Origin of the sequence: Maribacter sp. Hel_I_7, from assembly GCF_000688315.1 — a bacterium.
Classification (GTDB): Bacteria; Bacteroidota; Bacteroidia; order Flavobacteriales; family Flavobacteriaceae; genus Maribacter; species Maribacter stanieri.
This window is the reverse complement of the sequence record NZ_JHZW01000002.1, coordinates 515,670-534,087: the sequence shown is the minus strand read 5'-3', so window position 1 is coordinate 534,087 and position 18,418 is coordinate 515,670. Positions and strand designations below refer to the sequence as shown.

Genomic DNA, 18,418 nt, shown 5'->3' with positions numbered 1-18,418 from the left:
ATTTTTTATTGTGCAGTAATACCAACAGTATCTTCTAGGATATCTGTTCTAGTATTGTCTGGTTGAATAGTATCTGACATTGGTAGGGAATCTGTCATATCAGGATCAGACTGTAACATTTCTTCTCGCATATCCATATCATCTTCATCTTTATAAAAATGTTGGAATTTATCGATGTACTCGTTAAAGATCAATGTTTCTTTCTCTGCAATATCTTCAGTATCATTTGTGATAATGATATCTATATTACGTCTATAGGCTTCCATATCGGCAATTATATCGTCAATATTGCTGTACTGCTCGTCTAAACTAGTAGACGCATAATACTCTAATCTTTCTTGGTACTTCTTTTTTAGTTTCTCAAATAAAGCACGTGCTTTTTGACTTTCCCCAACTTTATAGTATCCATCAACAAAAGGTTCTACTAAGGTGTAATAGCCAAATTTGTCAACAGGCATATTGGTAAGAGATATTTCAATTATGTCCTTTGCCTTGTCCATTTTATTTTCTTTGATCAATGCTTCGGTCAAGCGAGCTAAATTACCTCTGAACGATACGCTCTGTATACGGGTTTGTACATCATGATAGATGTCACCGCCTGCATTACCCCAATCCCATCCAGATACAATGTCATACATTAAATCTGTGTCTATACGGCCTAGTTCAAAAGAGTTAGGTCTTTCTGTACGAATAGGTACTAATTTATAAGCTAGACCATCTAATTGTAAGTAGTCTTTCATCCACAGATATTCTGCATCGTCAAAACTACCTCCAGAGAAATATAAAGGACGTTTCCAATCATTGTTGGCTAGAATATCAAGCATCATCATGCTTTTCTTGGTAATTGCGCTTGGTAGGTCTATGTCTATATATTCAACAATTAGATCTGCATCTTTCTCTTTTACCAATCCGCTATTTAGAACATTCTGCTTGTTTACAGGAACTCTAATTTTATTGGTAGGGTAGTAGACCATATTCTGAGTTTCTTCGGCATACTGACTTAAATCTGCTCCGTTTTGCTCAAATAGATACTTAAGCTTTGTTCTAGGCTTATCACTATCGATCCAATTTATAAAATCTTTAATAGGCCATCTGTTCTCAGTAATACCTTGGTGGTAAAGAACGTCTCGTGATCCCCATCTATATTTCTCATGTGTAATTTGAGAAGGTATTGGTGCACTTTCATATGCAGCTACTTTCATTTGATCTACATACCAATCTGTTTCAAAAAGACTAGTACAAACAATACGTACATCTGTTCTGTAATTCTCAATTTCTTGAGCATACCATATAGGGAAGGTGTCATTGTCACCTATTGTAAATAATATTGCGCCGGCATCTTCTTGGCAAGAATCTAGGTAGGCTTTTGCAGATGAATTGGCCGTGTATCTATTAGATCTATCATGGTCGTCCCAGTTCTGTACAGCCATAACGGTTGGTACTGCAAGAAGTGATACCACTACTACAACGGGAGCTAATATTTTAGGTGTAATCCAATCTTTGAAACTATCATATAATCCGTAAACTCCTAAGCCTATCCACAAGGCAAAAACGTAGAATGAACCTACTAGTGAGTAATCACGTTCGCGAGGTTGAAAAATTCCCGGATTGGTATAAAATTGAATTGCTAAACCTGTAAAAAGAAAGAAAATCAATAATACCCAAAACTGTTTTTTGTCTTTTGAAAGTTGAAAAACGATACCGATGATACCTAAAATAAGAGGTAAGAAGAAATAGGTATTTCTTCCTGGATTATTTTTAATGTCGCTTGGCAGGTTGTCTTGGCTTCCTAAACGCCAACTATCTATTGCATTTATACCACTTAACCAATTCCCATTATCATTATATCGACCTTGAACATCATTTTGCTTCCCAACGAAATTCCACATAAAGTAGCGTAAGTACATATAGTTGAATTGAAATTCTACCATATATCTAACGTTGTCCCAAATAGTAGGTGGCTGTACTTCTATATACTCATCAAAACGCTTTAAAAAGCTAATGTATTGATCTGCTCCAATTTCACCATTGGCGAAACCTATTTTAACCTGCTCTGCAGCTTGTCTTAATTCTTGATTTGGTTGTGTAATCTTAAAGTCTAATGCTCCAAAATAGCGCATGTAGTTTTCTGCATTTTGCGAACTCCACATTCTTGGCAGTAAGCCTTGATGTTTTGGATTAGGACCTTGAACGGCGTCTTTGAACTTATTTACAATAATATATTTGCCAAGGGTGTAATCTTTTTCATATTTAGGTTTTCCATCTTGATCTTCACCTGCTGGGGCAAACATATCAGAATAATATGTGCCATATACAGGGCTATCTACGCCAGGGTATTGCTCTCTATTATAATATGCTAAAAGTGCTCTGGCATCTTCTGGATTATTTTCATTAATAACCACTTTAGCGTTTGCTCTTATTGGTAGCATTAACCATGAAGAAAAGCCTAGAAATAAAAACATCATACAAAGAACAATGGTGTTGGCTGTTCTGTAATCATTTTTACGCGTATAGTTTAATCCGAAGTAGAAAGCAGCGATAAATAAAATTCCAATAATTATTGATCCAGAATTAAATGGCAATCCTATACTGTTGATGAAAAATACTTCTCCCCATCCAAAAAGCTGAAGTACATAAGTAAGGGAGAATTTGTATACCAGCATCAATATGGCGATAACAACAATGTTCGCTAATAAAAAGTTTTTTACGGTAGTCTTTTTGTATGTTTTGAAGTAATACAAAAGTCCAATAGAAGGTATGGCTAAAAAGCCCATAAACTGGATACCGAAAGTAAGCCCTACAACAAAAGAGATTAGTACAATCCACCTGTTTCCACGCGGGTCGTCTAAATTATCTGTCCATTTTAAGCCTAACCATAGTAATAAAGCCATAATGAAACTTGCCATAGCATACACTTCCGTTTCTACGGCATTGAACCAAAAGCTATCTGAATAAGTAAATGCAAGCGACCCAACCAAAGCACTACCGAAAACGGCAATGGCTTTGCTGTTTGTAAACGGACCATCTTTGTCTATAAGTTTTCTGGTAATATTGGTAATCGTCCAGAACATAAATAGAATGGTGAATGCACTTGAAACACCAGATACAAGGTTTACCATCATAGCAACCTGGCTAGGTTCTAAAGCAAACATTGCAAAGAATGCTCCTATCATTTGTAATAAAGGCGCCCCTGGTGGGTGACCAACTTGTAGCTTAGCTGCTGTAGCTATATATTCCCCCGCATCCCAAAAACTATTGGTGGGTTCAACGGTTATATAGTATGTAATAAGGGCTATAAAAAATACGGACCATCCTAATATAGTGTCCCACTTGTGGTAGTTCTTTGAAAACATGAAGCTTGGGTTAAACCTAAGTGGCGAATTTACTAATTAATATAGAAAGGAATGAACTATTTTTATAAACCTTTAACATGCTAAAAGCATAAATTTTTATTTTTACTTTAAAAAAGATTTGGTGAAACCAAACTTTGTTTTAAATTTGCAGCCTCTTAAAAAGGTATTGGCCCATGGTGTAATGGTAACACTTCGGTTTTTGGTACCGTCATTCAAGGTTCGAGTCCTTGTGGGCCAACTAAGAGAACAAAGAAAATCCTGATATCATTGATATCGGGATTTTTGTTTTTATGATATAAATCATTTTAATTGTTTCTCTATTACGTGACTTTTGCTAAACCGTTGGTGTTTTGTAGGGCTATTGTCAAAAAAATGATAACCTGTCTGTCAGTATTTTTGTACATTTAATCTGATAACGTTACAAATTCGTCGGAAAAGAAACCATTTCGGTGTCGTTATTATATAATTTAGTACCCTAAATACTTAACCTTATGAAACTCTCTCCAAAAGTTTTAAAGATATTATTGATTGTTGTTTTGCTAGGATTTGGCATAGGATTCTATGTTCAAGATTTAAAACATGAAGAAAGTACCGCTCATGCTTGGAAAGCTAACAGGTATAATTTAGATCGTTTCAATAAAATCATGGAATACAACAAGAAGATGAATTCATCTAATTGGAGGGTGTTAAAAGATAGCATTGATCAACAATTAGATACACTTATGATTCTTCGTTTTCGTAAAGAAGTTGATAGTTTAGATGCTTCTGAGCCACAAGCATATAGTGATCAAGTTGAAGTTCATGCTTCTTTCGGACCTCAGTAAGCGTAAAATGTCTTCCAAGTTCTGCGAATATAGCTTTAGATAGTATCCTCGGTATTCGTTTGTGAATCTTTGTTTATATTTTGTTCGATGGAAACTTCTGTTTCGGTTTTTCGTAATGCATCTTCTGCTAGATTTCTTTCTAAAATTTCCTCGTCAATTTCGTCTAACATAGTTCCCATTTTTCGTTTATCGCTAATCATTGCCCATGTCATTACAAGACTTGTGGCTATAATTACAAATAATAAAATTCCAGATTCAAACCCTTCAATTTGCGCTTCCATAGGTATTGCGTAAAATAGTAAAACAGTTATAAGGCCTCTGGGTGCAATAAATAGTTGAGGTAACATATCTTTTCCTACGAATACTACCAGTATCAAAAATCGTATTGCATAAATGGATGCTATGATTAATAGACTCACTATTGCCACATTTATGCTTAGTAAGGATGATAAGACTATGGTGATGCCGAAAATAACAAAGAAGAATGTGCGTACTACAAAAGCGGTTTCTAGAGTGACTATATGTAATTCATGATAAATTTGCTGCATTCGTTCAGCTTCAAGAAATATTTTAGTCTTTCCGGGAAAGAACAAGTTTACATTTTTTACCAGTAGCCCAAAAACAAGAATTATTATTAATGAGGATAAATGCATTTTTTTACCAATAGCATAAAGTAATAGTAGAACTGCTATAAGTAAAAATAATTTCGCCTGACTTTTGATTTTTTGAAAAATTAGAATGATTGCGTAACTAGCAACTAAAGCGATTACTAGGGTTAAAACTAAATTCAAGGCAAAACCACTAGCTCCCATATCTTCAGCGGGATTTAATTTTCCAGTTAAAAAGTAGAACATCATTATGCCCATGATGTCAGAGAAGGTGCTTTCGTAAATGTGGAATTCTTTTTTTTCTTCGCTTAATCCGCCAACACTAGGGATAATTATTGCACTAGATAAAATAGATAGAGGTGTAGCGTAAAGCCATGCAGACTGCATAGTCATATTGGGTATAAACTGATAAAGTATTAAAGCGGCTATGTATGCAGAACCTATTAAGCCTATTAGTGCAATGGCCATAGATTTGAGTATAGGCCATAATTTTTCTTTTTTTAATTCTAGTTCTAAAGCCGCCTCTAAAACAATCATTATAAGGCCAACAGTTCCTAAAATTTCTAAGGAGCCCTTAAAATCTGGGACTTCTGGTATAAAAAATTCTAATCCTATTTTAATAAGAATACCCAAAACAATAAGCATTAGTACTGCCGGTATGTTTGTCTTTTTTGATATACCATTGAAAAAAAAGGATAATACAACAATTAAGGATGCACCTATAATAAGGTTATATGAGGATAAGATTTCCATTTGGCTATGTTTTGGTTGGTGTTTGGCTAAAAATAAGATAATTTATAGGAAGGATAATTTTCAATGAGCTTATATTTTATTTGGTTGTTTTCAAAGTGATTGAATTAGCTGTAATTAGGCTATTGTAGGAAATTAAATTTATTGTATATTTGCAAAGCTGAAAGGATATAAAGGTATTCATGAGGGGACAATTAGTCCCCTCTTTTATTACTTATTATTTATGCTAAAGGAAAAAGTAAAAGAATTATTGGAACAAGGTCTTCAAGAAGATCCCTCCCTATTTTTAATCGATTTCACTATGGGTGCTGATAATAGCATTCATGTGGTTATAGACGGTGACCATGGGGTTACGGTCAGTGATTGTATAAAAATTAGCAGGGCGATTGAGCACAACTTAGATAGGGATGAACATGATTTTTCTCTTGAAGTAGCTTCTGCAGGTGCAGCTGCTCCGTTGGTTATGCCGCGCCAATATTCAAAGAATATTGGTCGAAAACTTGAAGTTCGTACAAATGATGATAAATTTGAAGGTAATTTAACTGCTGTAAACGATGATTCGATTGTTTTAGAGTGGAAAGCCAGAGAGCCTAAGCCAATAGGGAAAGGAAAAGTAACCGTTCAGAAAAAAGAAGAAGTAAATTTTTCAGATATTATTAAAGCAAAAGTTGTATTAAAATTTTAATTGTAATTACCAATGGAAAATATTGCGTTAATTGAATCTTTCTCAGAGTTTAAGGACGATAAGTTCATAGACAGGGTAACATTGATGGCCATTTTGGAAGATGTTTTTAGAAATGCGCTTAAAAAGAAGTTTGGTTCAGATGATAACTTTGATATTATTATCAACCCAGATAAAGGTGATTTAGAAATTTGGAGAAACCGTATTGTTGTTAACGATGGTGAGGTTGAAGAGCCAAATGAGGAAATTTCATTATCCGCAGCTCGTAAAATTGAGCCAGATTTTGAAGTTGGTGAAGATGTGTCTGAAGAGGTGAAATTAATTGATTTGGGTAGAAGAGCAATTTTGGCTTTGCGTCAAAATCTTATTTCTAAAATTCATGAACATGATAATACAACTATATATAAGCACTTTAAAGATTTAGAGGGCGAAATTTATACAGCTGAAGTTCATCATATTCGTCATAAAGCAATTATTTTACTAGATGATGAGGGTAATGAGATAATCTTACCTAAAGACAGACAAATTCCTTCTGATTTTTTCCGTAAAGGTGATAATGTAAGAGGTGTAATTGAAAGTGTTGAATTGAAAGGTGCAAAACCTACTATTATAATGTCTAGAAGTTCACCTAAATTCTTGGAGCAATTATTTTTTCAAGAAATACCTGAAGTTTTTGACGGTTTAATTACGGTTAAGAAGGCGGTTAGGATACCGGGAGAAAAAGCGAAGGTTGCTGTAGACTCTTATGATGATCGTATTGATCCAGTTGGTGCCTGTGTAGGTATGAAAGGATCAAGAATTCATGGTATTGTTCGTGAATTAGGAAATGAAAATATAGATGTTATTAACTGGACAGCTAACCCACAATTGTTAGTGACCAGAGCATTGAGTCCGGCAAGAGTTTCTTCGGTAAAGTTGAACGAAGAGAAGAAGACGGCGCAAGTTTACTTAAAGCCTGAAGAGGTTTCTAAGGCAATTGGTAGAGGCGGACATAATATTAGACTAGCTGGTCAATTAACTGGTTATGAGATAGATGTGTTCCGTGAAGGAGTAGAGGAAGATGTTGAATTAACAGAATTCTCTGATGAAATCGATGCTTGGATTATTGAAGAATTCAAGAAAATCGGATTCGATACAGCTCGTAGCGTTTTAGAGCAAGACGTTAACGATTTAGTGAAGCGTACAGATTTAGAAGAGGAAACTATTTTAGAAGTTGTGCGTATCCTAAAAGAAGAATTAGAAGATTAGCTATATATTAGCACTTAAATAAAAGAACGGGAATCAGTATTTATGGCAGACAATGCGAAAATAAGGCTTAATAAAGTTCTTCGTGAACTTAATATTTCCTTGGATAGGGCAGTGGACTTTCTTAACGGAAAAGGACATGATGTGGAAGCGAGGCCTACCACTAAAATTTCCGATGATGTTTATCAGGTTTTGCTTGACGAGTTCCAGACGGACAAGAGTAAAAAAGTTGCATCAAAGGAAGTTGGTGAAGAAAAACGAAAAGAGAAGGAGGCTATTCGAGTTCAATTAGAAAAAGAACAAGAAGATCGTCGCTTGGCCCGTGAGCGAAGAAACGCCGAAACAGAAGAGAATACCTTAGTTGGCAAGGTTGAACTTGCTGGTCCTAAAATGGTAGGTAAAATTGACCTGAATCCTAAAAAGAAGGTTGAAGAACCTATTAAGGAGACTCCAAAAGCTGAGGAGAAAATTGCTCCTAAAGTCGAGGAAAAGGTTACGCCTAAAGTTGAAATTTTGGAAACTCGTAAGGTTATATTAGAAAAACCTAAGGTCGTTGCACCTGCGGTTAAAAAGCCAGAGGAAAAGAAAGAGGAGCCAAAAGTTGAAGCGCCAAAAGCTGAAACACCGAAAGTTGAAGCCGCTAAAAAGGCAGAGGTTAAAGAAACTCCAAAAGAACCAGTAGTGGAAGCTGCTCCAGAACCTGAAGCTCCAAAAACTATTGAAACGCAATACCAGAAATTAACTGGACCAAAAATTGCCGGAGAGAAAATCGATCTTAGTAAGTTCGAGAAGCCCAAGAAAAAGAAAGAAGAGAAAAAACCTGCAGATAGAGCAAGTACGGATCGTAAAAAGAGACGTAGAAGAATTGTTACAAAGAATCCTTCTGGTCCTGGTCAAAGTAGAGGTACGGCTAACACTGGAGATAGAAATAAAGGTAGGGGTAGATTTGCGCCTGTAGCAAAAGTGGAGCCTACTGAAGAAGATGTACAAAAACAAGTGCGTGAAACCCTAGAAAAACTTCAAGGTAAATCCAAGAAGGGTAAAGGGGCTAAGTACAGAAGAAGTAAAAGAGATCAGCATAGAGAGCAGACTGAGAAAGATTTAGAACAACAGGAATTAGAGAACAAGGTACTTAAGGTTACTGAGTTCGTTACTGCAACTGAGGTTGCTACTATGATGGGTGTTTCTACGACAGAAATTATTTCTGCATGTATGTCCTTAGGTTTAATGGTAACAATGAATCAGCGTTTAGATGCTGAGACTTTGTCTATTGTAGCTGAAGAATTTGGTTATGAAGTTGATTTCGTAACGGCAGATATAGAAGAAAGTATAGTTGAAGAAGTTGACGCTCCTGAAGACTTAAAGCCAAGAGCTCCTATTGTAACAGTAATGGGTCACGTGGATCACGGTAAAACATCTTTATTGGATTATATCCGTAAAGAAAATGTTATTGCCGGTGAAAGTGGTGGTATTACTCAGCATATTGGTGCTTATGGTGTTACTTTAGAAAATGGAGAGCGTATAGCTTTCTTAGATACCCCTGGTCACGAGGCGTTTACCGCTATGCGTGCTAGAGGTGCTCAAGTTACCGATATTGCAATTATTGTTGTAGCGGCTGATGATGATATCATGCCACAAACGAAAGAGGCTATTAGTCATGCGCAAGCAGCTGGTGTGCCAATCGTTTTTGCTATTAACAAGGTTGATAAATCAACAGCTAATCCTGATAAGATTAAAGAAGGTTTAGCGCAAATGAATTTGTTAGTAGAAGATTGGGGTGGTAAAATTCAGTCTCATGATATCTCAGCAAAAACAGGTTTAGGTGTTAAGGAATTATTAGAGAAAGTATTACTTGAAGCTGAAATTTTAGAGCTAAAAGCAAATCCGGATAAACATGCGACTGGTACAGTTGTAGAAGCTTTTCTAGATAAAGGAAAAGGTTATGTTTCTACTGTATTGGTGCAGTCAGGTACGCTTAAGATAGGTGATTATGTGTTGGCCGGTACCACTAGTGGTAAGATAAAGGCAATGCAAGATGAAAGAGGAAACAGTGTTAAAGAAGTAGGACCTTCTAGACCAATATCTATATTAGGTCTTGATGGTGCTTCTCAAGCTGGGGATAAGTTCTATGTGTTAGAAGATGAGCGTGAAGCTAAGCAAATAGCTTCTAGAAGATCTCAATTACAACGCGAGCAGTCAGTAAGAACTCAACGTCATATTACACTTGATGAAATTGGGCGTAGAATAGCGTTAGGGGAATTCAAAGAGCTTAATATTATTCTTAAGGGTGATGTTGATGGTTCGGTTGAGGCGTTAACAGATTCTTTCCAGAAATTATCTACAGATGAGATTCAGGTAAATATAATACACAAAGCAGTTGGTCCTATAACGGAATCAGATGTGTTGTTAGCTTCTGCATCAGATGCAGTTATAATTGGTTTTAATGTTAGACCAATGGGTAACGCTAAAGCTATTGCTGAAAAAGAAGAAATTGATATTCGTATGTATTCTATTATATATGCTGCTATCAATGATCTTAAAGATGCGATGGAAGGTATGTTGTCTCCTGAAATGAAAGAAGAGATTTCTGGTACAGCTGAAATTAGAGAGACATTTAAAATCTCTAAAATTGGTACCATTGCGGGTTGTATGGTTACTAGTGGTAAAATCTTTAGAAACTCTAATATTAGATTGATACGTGACGGTGTGGTAATATACACTGGTACTTTAACATCTTTAAAACGATTTAAAGATGATGTTAGAGAAGTAGCAAAAGGTTATGATTGTGGACTTCAGATTAAGAACTATAATGATATCAACGAAGGTGATATTGTCGAAGCATTCCAAGAGGTTGCTGTTAAGAAGAAGTTGAAATCTAAATAAATAAATTAAAGGGTTGTTTAAAAGCTTCCTTTAAAATTATATCAAAAAAAAATCGACCTATTTGGTCGATTTTTTTGGTTTTAATAACATCGCGTCTGGATACTTGACACGAACTTCATTAAACTTTCGTTCTGCATCTAATTTAGAAGTGAACCTTCCAACTCTTACACGATAGGTTGGTGAGTCAAAATCAATTTTTGAAGATAGTTCTGGGAAATCTTCTTCGACATTTGCTTTTATTCTTTGGGCTTTCGCGTAATTTCCGAAACCTACCTGTATTCTGTAATATTCATTATTGCTTAAAGAAGATTTGTATATCTCTAGCAATTGGTCAATCTTTTGGTCTTGCTGAATATTTACTTTAGCGCCTTGCGCGTAGCTAAAGTGCGTAATACATGCAAAAATTACCAAGGTACTTAGTGTTTTCATAACCTATTTGTAGTTTTATTTTCAATCATTGCAAAAGTAATTTATTCAGGATCAAACAAATAAATGGTTGTTTATTTAGAATATTTCTAAATTGTAAATTATAGATACATTAACATTTTTCAAATAAAGTCTATGTCGTATTTTTGTCTCCGATTTAGGCATTTGGTGGATTGTAATTGGTTTCATCTATGACCAAAATCATGCCAAGATTCCGATAGAAATATTCGATATATGAAAAAGGTTCCAAACCGAAATCAGTTTTCTAAAATTTTAGGTTTATCCCTAATAGCAATTTTATTTTCTGCAAGTCCATTAATAGCGCAGGATGCTGCTGCAGATGCAACAGCTGTAGAGGCTGCCGCTGGTGGTGGAGATGCAAAGAAGGGTAAAGCTTTGTTCAATCAGAACTGTGCTGCTTGTCACGCGTTAAATCGTAAGATGACGGGTCCTGCATTAGAAAATGTGGAAAGTAGATTAAGTGAAGATGAAGGTTTAGATAGAGAGTGGCTTTATGCTTGGATTAAAAATAGTCCAGCTGTTATAAAGTCAGGTGATGCTTATGCAAACAAGTTGTATGCTGAATACAATCAAGCTGCAATGACGGCATTTCCAACATTGTCTAACGCTGACATTGATGATATATTAGCATATACTGCTGCTGCACCCGCTGCGGCTCCTGCCACTGCTGCTGGGGATGTTCAGTCGGCTGCCGGAGGAAGTGGTTCTTCGTCCGGGGTTTCAAATGAAATTATTTTAGGTGCCTTAGTATTGGTATTTGGGTTGTTAGTGGTCATGTTGCTATTGGTTAATAAGACATTGCAGCGTATAGCTCAAGCAAACGGAATAGCGATAGAGAAAGAAGGTGCCGCAAAAAGAACTCCAATTTGGAAAGCTTTTGCTCAAAATCAATTTTTAGTTATTGTTACTGCAATACTATTATTGTTAGGTAGTGCTTATTTCGCTTATGGATGGATGATGCAGGTTGGTGTAGATCAAGGTTATGCTCCTATTCAGCCAATTCATTATTCTCATAAGATACATGCTGGTGATAATAAAATTGAATGTAAATATTGTCACTCTTCAGCACGAGTTTCTAAAACATCTGGAATACCATCTCTGAATGTTTGTATGAACTGTCATAAATCTATTTACGAGTACACGGGTAATCCAGAAGGTCCTTCGCAAGAAGATTTAGAAAATGGGTACACTAATGAGTTTTATACAGGTGAGATCAAGAAGTTGTATAAAGCAGTTGGTTGGGATGAGGAAAATCAAAAATATACTGGTGAGAGTCAGCCAGTAGAATGGATTAGAGTTCATAATCTTCCTGATTTTGCTTACTTTAATCACTCGCAGCACGTTTCTGTTGCAGGTGTAGATTGTCAAACTTGTCACGGTCCTGTAGAGGAAATGGAAATTATGTATCAATATTCTCCTTTGACCATGGGGTGGTGTATTGATTGCCATAGAGAGACGAATGTTAAGGTTGAAGGTAACGAGTATTACGAGAAAATACATGCAGAGCTTTCTAAGAAGTACGGTGTAGATAATTTAACAGCTGCTCAGTTGGGTGGTCTGGAATGTGGTAAGTGTCACTATTAATAATAATTTAAAGAAGCTAATTACAGAATACGTATGGCATCAAACAAAAAATATTGGAAGAACGAGGCGGAGTTAAATCCTAACGATTCCATTGTTGAGGCGCTAAAGCAGAATGAATTTGTAGAGCAGATTCCTGTGGATGATTTCTTGGGTGACAAGGAAACTTTGTCTTCTGCAAACACAAATCGTAGAGATTTCTTGAAGTATGTTGGGTTTAGTACCGCGGCAGCTTCTTTAGCAGCATGTGAAGGACCGGTTGTAAAATCGATTCCTTATGTTGTTTTGCCTGAAAATATAGTGCCGGGAGTTGCTAATTATTATGCGACTACTGTAGCTAATGGATTTGACTTTGCAAGTATATTGATCAAAACTCGTGAAGGTCGTCCTATCAAGGTTGAGAATAATACCTTGGCGAAAATAGGTGGTTCTGCAAATGCTAGAATTCAAGGTTCAGTTCTTTCTTTGTACGATAGTACAAGATTGCAAGGGCCGATGGCGAATGGTGAGCCTGTTGAATGGGATGTGCTGAAAGCAACGGTTAAAGCTAAAATGGGTGGACTTAAAGGTTCGGCTAAGAAAATAGCGATACTTACGCAAACATATGCCAGTCCGTCAACAGATCGATTAATGGCAGATTTAGTTGCTGCTAATGAGAATGTTGTTCATGTAACTTATGATGCAATATCAGAGGATGCTGCTTTAAATGCTTTTGAAAATAAATACGGTGAGCGTGCTTTAGCGGATTACGATTTTGAAAAAGCTGATCTTATAGTTTCTTTTGGTGCGGATTTTATTGCTGATTGGCAAGGTGGCGGATATGATGCTGGTTATTCTAGAGGTCGTGTGCCTAAGAACGGTAAAATGTCAAGACATGTACAGTTAGAGGCGAATATGTCATTAACTGGTGCTAACGCAGATAAGCGTGTGGCTATGAAGCCAAGTGCTCAGAAAGTTGTTTTGGCTAAATTATACGGTAAATTAAATGGTACATCTGTCGGTGGTAACACTTCAGAATATGATGTATTAGTTGATTCTATTGCTGCGGAAATTAAGAAGGCTGGATCTAATGCGGTTGTTGTTACTGGGTTGGATGATGTAAATGCTCAGGCGGTTGTTTTGGCAATTAATGAGATGTTATCAAGTAAGGCTTTTGATACTGCTGCTCCTAAGTATATTAGAAAGGGTAGTGTTAAGGCTGTAAATGCTTTAATTGCCGATATGAAAGCTGGTAGGGTTGGTGCTTTGTTAATGGACGGGGTTAATCCTGTTTATTCTTTGCCTAATGCAGCAGATTTCAAAGAAGGTTTGGCTAAAGTAGACCTTACAGTTGCATTTTCAACCAATTGGAATGAGACTACTGAAGCTGTTCAGTATGTAGGTGCAACAAACCATTACTTAGAGTCTTGGGGAGATGTTCAGATAAAAAAGGGGCATTACAGTTTAATGCAACCAACAATTAAAGAATTATTTGATACGAAGCAGTTCCAAACTGTAGTTTTAGAGCTATTAGGAAGTGAGCAATCGTATTATGATTATATAAAAGATACTTGGTCAAGTAGTGTTCTTAACGGAGCTAATTGGAATCAAGCATTGCAAGATGGTGTTTTCAGTGCCGATACAATGGTAGTGAATGAAGAAGGTGCTGCTCAAAATGTAGTTGCATCGGAAACACCAACTGAGGTAGTGGCGAATACTTCTATGGCTTCGGCGATACGTAGTCTAGCAAATACTACTAGCGAAGGAATGGAGCTTACTTTATATTCAAAAGTAGGTATGGGTGATGGGCAGCAGGCAAGTAACCCTTGGCTTCAAGAGTTTCCTGATCCAATTACAAGAGTGTCTTGGGATAATTATGTTACTATATCTAAGGCGGATGCTGTTGAATTAGGTGTAGAGAATGTAAATGTCGCAAATGGCGGTATGGATGGTAACTATGTTAAGCTAACCGTTAACGGTGTTAGTTTAGAAAAAGTTCCTGTAGTTGTGCAGCCTGGTCAAGCAAAAGGTACTGTAGGTCTTTCTTTTGGTTATGGTAAAAAAGTAGGCTTGAAAGAGGATATGCAAACAGGTGTTAATGCATTTGCTTTGTATGACGGTTTCAATGCTAACCAATCTGTAAGTGTAGAGAAAGTAGCGGGAAATCATGAGTTTGCTTGTATTCAATTGCATAAAACCCTAATGGGTAGAGGTGATATCATAAAGGAAACAACTTTAGAGATATTCAATACAAAAAATCATTCTGAGTGGAATGAAGTTCCTATGGTTTCTTTAGATCATCAAGAGGTTCCCGCAACTTCGGTTGATTTATGGGACAGCTTTGATCGTACTATTGGGCATCATTTTAATATGTCTATCGATTTAAATGCATGTACCGGTTGTGGTTCTTGTGTTATCGCTTGTCATGCTGAAAATAATGTACCTGTTGTAGGTAAGGCTGAAGTAAGAAAGTCTAGGGATATGCACTGGTTGCGTATCGATAGATATTATTCTTCAGAAGAAACTTTTGAAGGAGATAATCAGAAGAAAGATGGTTTTGATGGTTTATCTGGTGATAATGGTTCATTAGGAGGTTTCGGAGAATTGGAAGATCCTTCTGCTAATCCTCAAGTGGCATTTCAGCCGGTTATGTGTCAGCATTGTAATCATGCGCCTTGTGAAACTGTTTGTCCTGTTGCGGCAACATCACATGGTAGACAAGGTCAGAATCAAATGGCTTATAACAGATGTGTAGGTACAAGATATTGTGCAAATAACTGTCCTTATAAAGTACGTAGATTTAACTGGTTCTTGTATAATAACAATGATGAGTTTGATTTCCACATGAATAATGATTTGGGTAAAATGGTATTGAACCCAGATGTAAATGTTCGTTCTCGTGGAGTAATTGAGAAATGTTCTATGTGTATTCAAAAAACACAGAAGACTATTTTAGATGCCAAGAGAGATGGGCGTGTTATTGAAGATGGAGAGTTTCAAACAGCTTGTTCTTCTGCTTGTAGTAATGGAGCCATAGTATTTGGTGATGTTAATGATGAGAAGAGTAAAGTTGCAGAATTAAAAGCGAGTGATCGTATGTACCATTTATTGGAGCATGTAGGTACTCAACCAAATGTTTTCTACCATGTTAAGGTTAGAAACACCAACGAAGCATAAACAATAGTAGAAAGTAATTATAACAAAAGTCTATGGCGTCGCATTACGAAGCACCTATACGTAAACCCCTAGTAATTGGGAACAAAGGCTACCACGATGTAACTGTGGATATTGCCGCCCCAGTAGAAGGAAGAGCAAATAAGCATTGGTGGATAGTTTTTTCCATTGCCTTAGTGGCATTTCTTTGGGGAGTAGGTTGTATTATTTACACAGTCTCTACCGGTATCGGTACTTGGGGTCTTAATAAAACAGTTAACTGGGCTTGGGATATTACCAACTTTGTTTGGTGGGTAGGAATCGGACATGCCGGTACTTTGATCTCAGCGGTATTATTATTGTTTCGTCAAAAATGGAGAATGGCAATTAACCGTTCTGCAGAAGCAATGACCATATTTTCGGTTGTACAAGCAGGTTTGTTTCCAATTATTCACATGGGTAGGCCATGGTTGGCTTACTGGGTACTTCCAATTCCAAACCAATTTGGATCATTGTGGGTGAACTTTAACTCTCCACTTCTTTGGGATGTATTTGCGATATCAACATATCTTTCTGTTTCATTAGTATTCTGGTGGACAGGTTTACTACCAGATTTCGCTATGATTCGTGATAGGGCTGTATTGCCTTTCCAAAAGAAAATCTATAGCTTGTTAAGTTTTGGTTGGACAGGTCGTGCTAAAGATTGGCAACGATTTGAAGAAGTATCTTTGGTACTTGCTGGTTTAGCAACGCCTTTGGTATTATCTGTACATACTATTGTATCATTTGACTTTGCTACTTCGGTAATACCAGGTTGGCATACAACTATCTTTCCACCTTATTTCGTTGCTGGGGCTATCTTTTCTGGTTTCGCAATGGTGAACACATTATTAATAATAATGAGAAAGGTATGTCACTTAGAAAATTATATTACTATTCAGCATATTGAGTTGATGAACATCGTAATAATGCTTACAGGATCTATTGTAGGTTGTGCATATATTACAGAGTTATTCATGGCATGGTATTCTGGTGTTGAATACGAACAGTATGCTTTCTTGAATAGAGCAACCGGACCTTACTGGTGGGCTTACTGGTCAATGATGACTTGTAACGTATTCTCTCCACAGTTTATGTGGTTTAAGAAACTTAGAACAAGTATTATGTTCTCTTTCTTTATATCTATTATAGTAAACATAGGTATGTGGTTCGAGAGATTCGTAATTATCGTAACTTCTTTACATAGAGATTACCTTCCATCATCTTGGGCAATGTTCTCGCCGACATTTGTTGATATCGGTATATTCATTGGTACTATTGGTTTCTTTTTCGTTCTATTTCTTTTATATGCTAGAACGTTCCCTGTTATTGCCCAGGCAGAAGTTAAATCTATTTTAAAAGCTTCTGGTGAAAAGTATAAAACACTAAGGGATGCAGGTAAGCCATTGTATACAATTACTCCATTAAAAAGTGAAGTAAGAGAACCAATTACTGATGATGTCATAATGGGTGAGGTAAAAGCACCTGTTGATGATAAGATTGGTGTATCAGACTTGTTAAGTGCAGTTGGAACATTCGATGCTACAACTCAACAACCTGATAATTTGAAAAAAGTAAAAGGTATTGGTCCACAAATGGAGGCTACTTTAAACGAAATTGGAATTTATACATTCGCTCAAGTTGCTAGAATGACCGAGAGCGAGTACAATTTGTTAGATTCTATTACAGGTTCTTTCCCAGGTAGAGCTCAACGTGATGACTGGGCAGGACAAGCAGCAATTTTATTAAATAACAAAAGATAAATATGGCATCTAAAGTTATACACGCTTTTTACGATGATGATGATATTCTTATGCTTGCCGTTAAAAAGGTAAAAGCAGCGAAACATCATATTGACGAAGTATACTGTCCTTTTCCTGTACACGGGTTGGATAAAGCTATGGGGTTAGCTCCAACAAGATTAGCAATTACAGCGTTTCTATATGGTTGTGTTGGTCTTACTGTTGCAGTGTTAATGATGAATTACATCATGATAGAAGATTGGCCACAAGATATTGGTGGTAAACCAAGTTTTAGCTACTTGGAAAACATGCCGGCATTTGTGCCTATTATGTTCGAATTAACGGTTTTCTTTGCTGCCCACTTAATGGTTATAACATTCTATTTAAGAAGTAGATTATGGCCTTTTAAAGAAGCTGAGAATCCAGATGTTAGAACTACGGATGATCATTTTTTGATGGAGATAGAAATCCATGACAACGAGCAAGAACTAAGAGACTTATTAATGGATACTGGTGCAGTTGAAATTAATATCTCAGAAAAAAACAGTCATTAAATATGAACAGTTTTAAGAAATTAGCAATAGTATTCGGTTTGGCTATCGTGGCAACTTCTTGCCAGAATGAGCGTGAGCGAAATTATCAGTACATGCCTAATATGTATGAATCTGTAGGTTATGAAGCTTATGGTGAGGCAGATTTTTTGCCAAATAAATCAGAAGCAATGTTGCCTCCGGCAAATACAATAAATAGAGGGTGGTTGCCATATGAAATTGAAAATTCTCCAGAAGGTAAAGAATTATCAAGATTGCAGTCTAGTCCTTTGGATTCAATGAATGTGGAGGCTAACTTAGCAAAAGGTGGTCAATTATATACAATTTATTGTGCTATTTGTCATGGTGACAAAGGTGACGGACAAGGTACACTTGTTAAAAGGGAAAAGATATTAGGTGTTCCTAGTTATGCTGACCCAGTAAGAAACTTGACAGTAGGATCTACATATTATACAATTCATTATGGATTGAATTCAATGGGTTCTTATGCATCTCAAATGAATACAGAAGAGATGTGGCAAGTATCTGAATATGTAATGAAACTGAAACAAGATTTAACCAAATAATAGGTAAACAATACT

General features: G+C 36.4%; 12 protein-coding genes and 1 tRNA gene. 10 read left to right on the top strand and 3 right to left on the bottom strand.

Annotation, left to right across the window (positions count from 1 at the left end; translation table 11 throughout):
* Window positions 1-5 precede the first annotated feature (5 nt).
* Window positions 6-3,353 (bottom strand): DUF2723 domain-containing protein, encoded by a 3,348-nt coding sequence (locus P178_RS0103865; protein WP_027064981.1) that lies wholly within the window; start codon window positions 3,351-3,353, stop codon window positions 6-8.
* 167 nt (window positions 3,354-3,520) lie between these two features.
* Between P178_RS0103865 and P178_RS0103860 the strand changes: the two genes are divergently transcribed.
* Both P178_RS0103860 and P178_RS21400 read left to right on the top strand, forming a co-directional pair.
* Window positions 3,521-3,591 (top strand) — tRNA-Gln (locus P178_RS0103860).
* Window positions 3,592-3,844: 253 nt separating this feature from the next.
* Window positions 3,845-4,177, top strand: coding sequence for a hypothetical protein (locus tag P178_RS21400; RefSeq protein WP_051638163.1), 333 nt, complete (start codon window positions 3,845-3,847; stop codon window positions 4,175-4,177).
* Window positions 4,178-4,212: 35 nt separating this feature from the next.
* Here the strand turns inward: P178_RS21400 and P178_RS0103850 are convergent, their stop codons facing one another.
* Window positions 4,213-5,538 carry a cation:proton antiporter gene (locus P178_RS0103850; RefSeq protein ID WP_027064980.1) on the bottom strand — a complete coding sequence of 442 codons (1,326 nt, stop codon included), beginning with the start codon at window positions 5,536-5,538 and terminating at the stop codon, window positions 4,213-4,215.
* Between the two features lie 220 nt (window positions 5,539-5,758).
* Here P178_RS0103850 and rimP point away from each other — a divergent pair, with 220 nt between their 5' ends.
* From rimP to infB, 3 genes are read left to right on the top strand one after another with little or no spacing between them, the layout of a single operon-like run.
* Window positions 5,759-6,220 (top strand): ribosome assembly cofactor RimP, encoded by a 462-nt coding sequence (gene rimP / locus P178_RS0103845; protein WP_027064979.1) that lies wholly within the window; start codon window positions 5,759-5,761, stop codon window positions 6,218-6,220.
* Between the two features lie 12 nt (window positions 6,221-6,232).
* Window positions 6,233-7,465: a transcription termination factor NusA gene (gene nusA / locus P178_RS0103840; protein ID WP_027064978.1), complete on the top strand. Its 1,233-nt coding sequence runs from the start codon at window positions 6,233-6,235 to the stop codon at window positions 7,463-7,465.
* Window positions 7,466-7,507: 42 nt separating this feature from the next.
* Complete coding sequence (gene infB / locus P178_RS0103835; protein WP_027064977.1) at window positions 7,508-10,345, top strand: translation initiation factor IF-2; 2,838 nt, start codon at window positions 7,508-7,510, stop codon at window positions 10,343-10,345.
* Between the two features lie 57 nt (window positions 10,346-10,402).
* Here infB and P178_RS0103830 read toward each other — a convergent pair whose 3' ends face one another.
* On the bottom strand, window positions 10,403-10,774 hold the full coding sequence (locus P178_RS0103830) for an SPOR domain-containing protein (protein WP_036145677.1): 372 nt from the start codon (window positions 10,772-10,774) through the stop codon (window positions 10,403-10,405).
* A gap of 231 nt (window positions 10,775-11,005) precedes the next feature.
* Between P178_RS0103830 and P178_RS0103825 the strand changes: the two genes are divergently transcribed.
* Genes P178_RS0103825 through P178_RS0103805 form a run of 5 tightly spaced genes read left to right on the top strand, consistent with a single transcriptional unit; the run spans window position 11,006 to window position 18,403 of the window.
* A complete protein-coding gene (locus P178_RS0103825; RefSeq protein WP_027064975.1) occupies window positions 11,006-12,376 on the top strand; it encodes a c-type cytochrome in 1,371 nt (456 codons plus the stop codon).
* 33 nt (window positions 12,377-12,409) lie between these two features.
* Window positions 12,410-15,529, top strand: coding sequence for a TAT-variant-translocated molybdopterin oxidoreductase (locus P178_RS0103820; protein ID WP_027064974.1), 3,120 nt, complete (start codon window positions 12,410-12,412; stop codon window positions 15,527-15,529).
* 32 nt (window positions 15,530-15,561) lie between these two features.
* On the top strand, window positions 15,562-17,307 hold the full coding sequence (gene nrfD / locus P178_RS21395; protein WP_081819386.1) for an NrfD/PsrC family molybdoenzyme membrane anchor subunit: 1,746 nt from the start codon (window positions 15,562-15,564) through the stop codon (window positions 17,305-17,307).
* 2 nt (window positions 17,308-17,309) lie between these two features.
* Window positions 17,310-17,840, top strand: a complete 531-nt coding sequence (locus P178_RS0103810) for a DUF3341 domain-containing protein (RefSeq protein ID WP_027064973.1) — start codon at window positions 17,310-17,312, stop codon at window positions 17,838-17,840.
* Window positions 17,841-17,842: 2 nt separating this feature from the next.
* Window positions 17,843-18,403, top strand: coding sequence for a c-type cytochrome (locus tag P178_RS0103805; RefSeq protein WP_027064972.1), 561 nt, complete (start codon window positions 17,843-17,845; stop codon window positions 18,401-18,403).
* The last annotated feature ends 15 nt before the right edge of the window (window positions 18,404-18,418 follow it).

Coding starts and splice junctions, on each gene's coding strand:
- nusA (WP_027064978.1), top strand. CDS start 6,233: ATGGAAAATATTGCGTTAATTGAATCTTTCTCAGAGTTTAAGGACGAT.
- P178_RS0103820 (WP_027064974.1), top strand. CDS start 12,410: ATGGCATCAAACAAAAAATATTGGAAGAACGAGGCGGAGTTAAATCCT.
- P178_RS0103805 (WP_027064972.1), top strand. CDS start 17,843: ATGAACAGTTTTAAGAAATTAGCAATAGTATTCGGTTTGGCTATCGTG.
- nrfD (WP_081819386.1), top strand. CDS start 15,562: ATGGCGTCGCATTACGAAGCACCTATACGTAAACCCCTAGTAATTGGG.
- P178_RS0103830 (WP_036145677.1), bottom strand. CDS start 10,774: ATGAAAACACTAAGTACCTTGGTAATTTTTGCATGTATTACGCACTTT.
- infB (WP_027064977.1), top strand. CDS start 7,508: ATGGCAGACAATGCGAAAATAAGGCTTAATAAAGTTCTTCGTGAACTT.
- rimP (WP_027064979.1), top strand. CDS start 5,759: ATGCTAAAGGAAAAAGTAAAAGAATTATTGGAACAAGGTCTTCAAGAA.
- P178_RS0103825 (WP_027064975.1), top strand. CDS start 11,006: ATGAAAAAGGTTCCAAACCGAAATCAGTTTTCTAAAATTTTAGGTTTA.
- P178_RS0103865 (WP_027064981.1), bottom strand. CDS start 3,353: ATGTTTTCAAAGAACTACCACAAGTGGGACACTATATTAGGATGGTCC.
- P178_RS0103810 (WP_027064973.1), top strand. CDS start 17,310: ATGGCATCTAAAGTTATACACGCTTTTTACGATGATGATGATATTCTT.
- P178_RS21400 (WP_051638163.1), top strand. CDS start 3,845: ATGAAACTCTCTCCAAAAGTTTTAAAGATATTATTGATTGTTGTTTTG.
- P178_RS0103850 (WP_027064980.1), bottom strand. CDS start 5,538: ATGGAAATCTTATCCTCATATAACCTTATTATAGGTGCATCCTTAATT.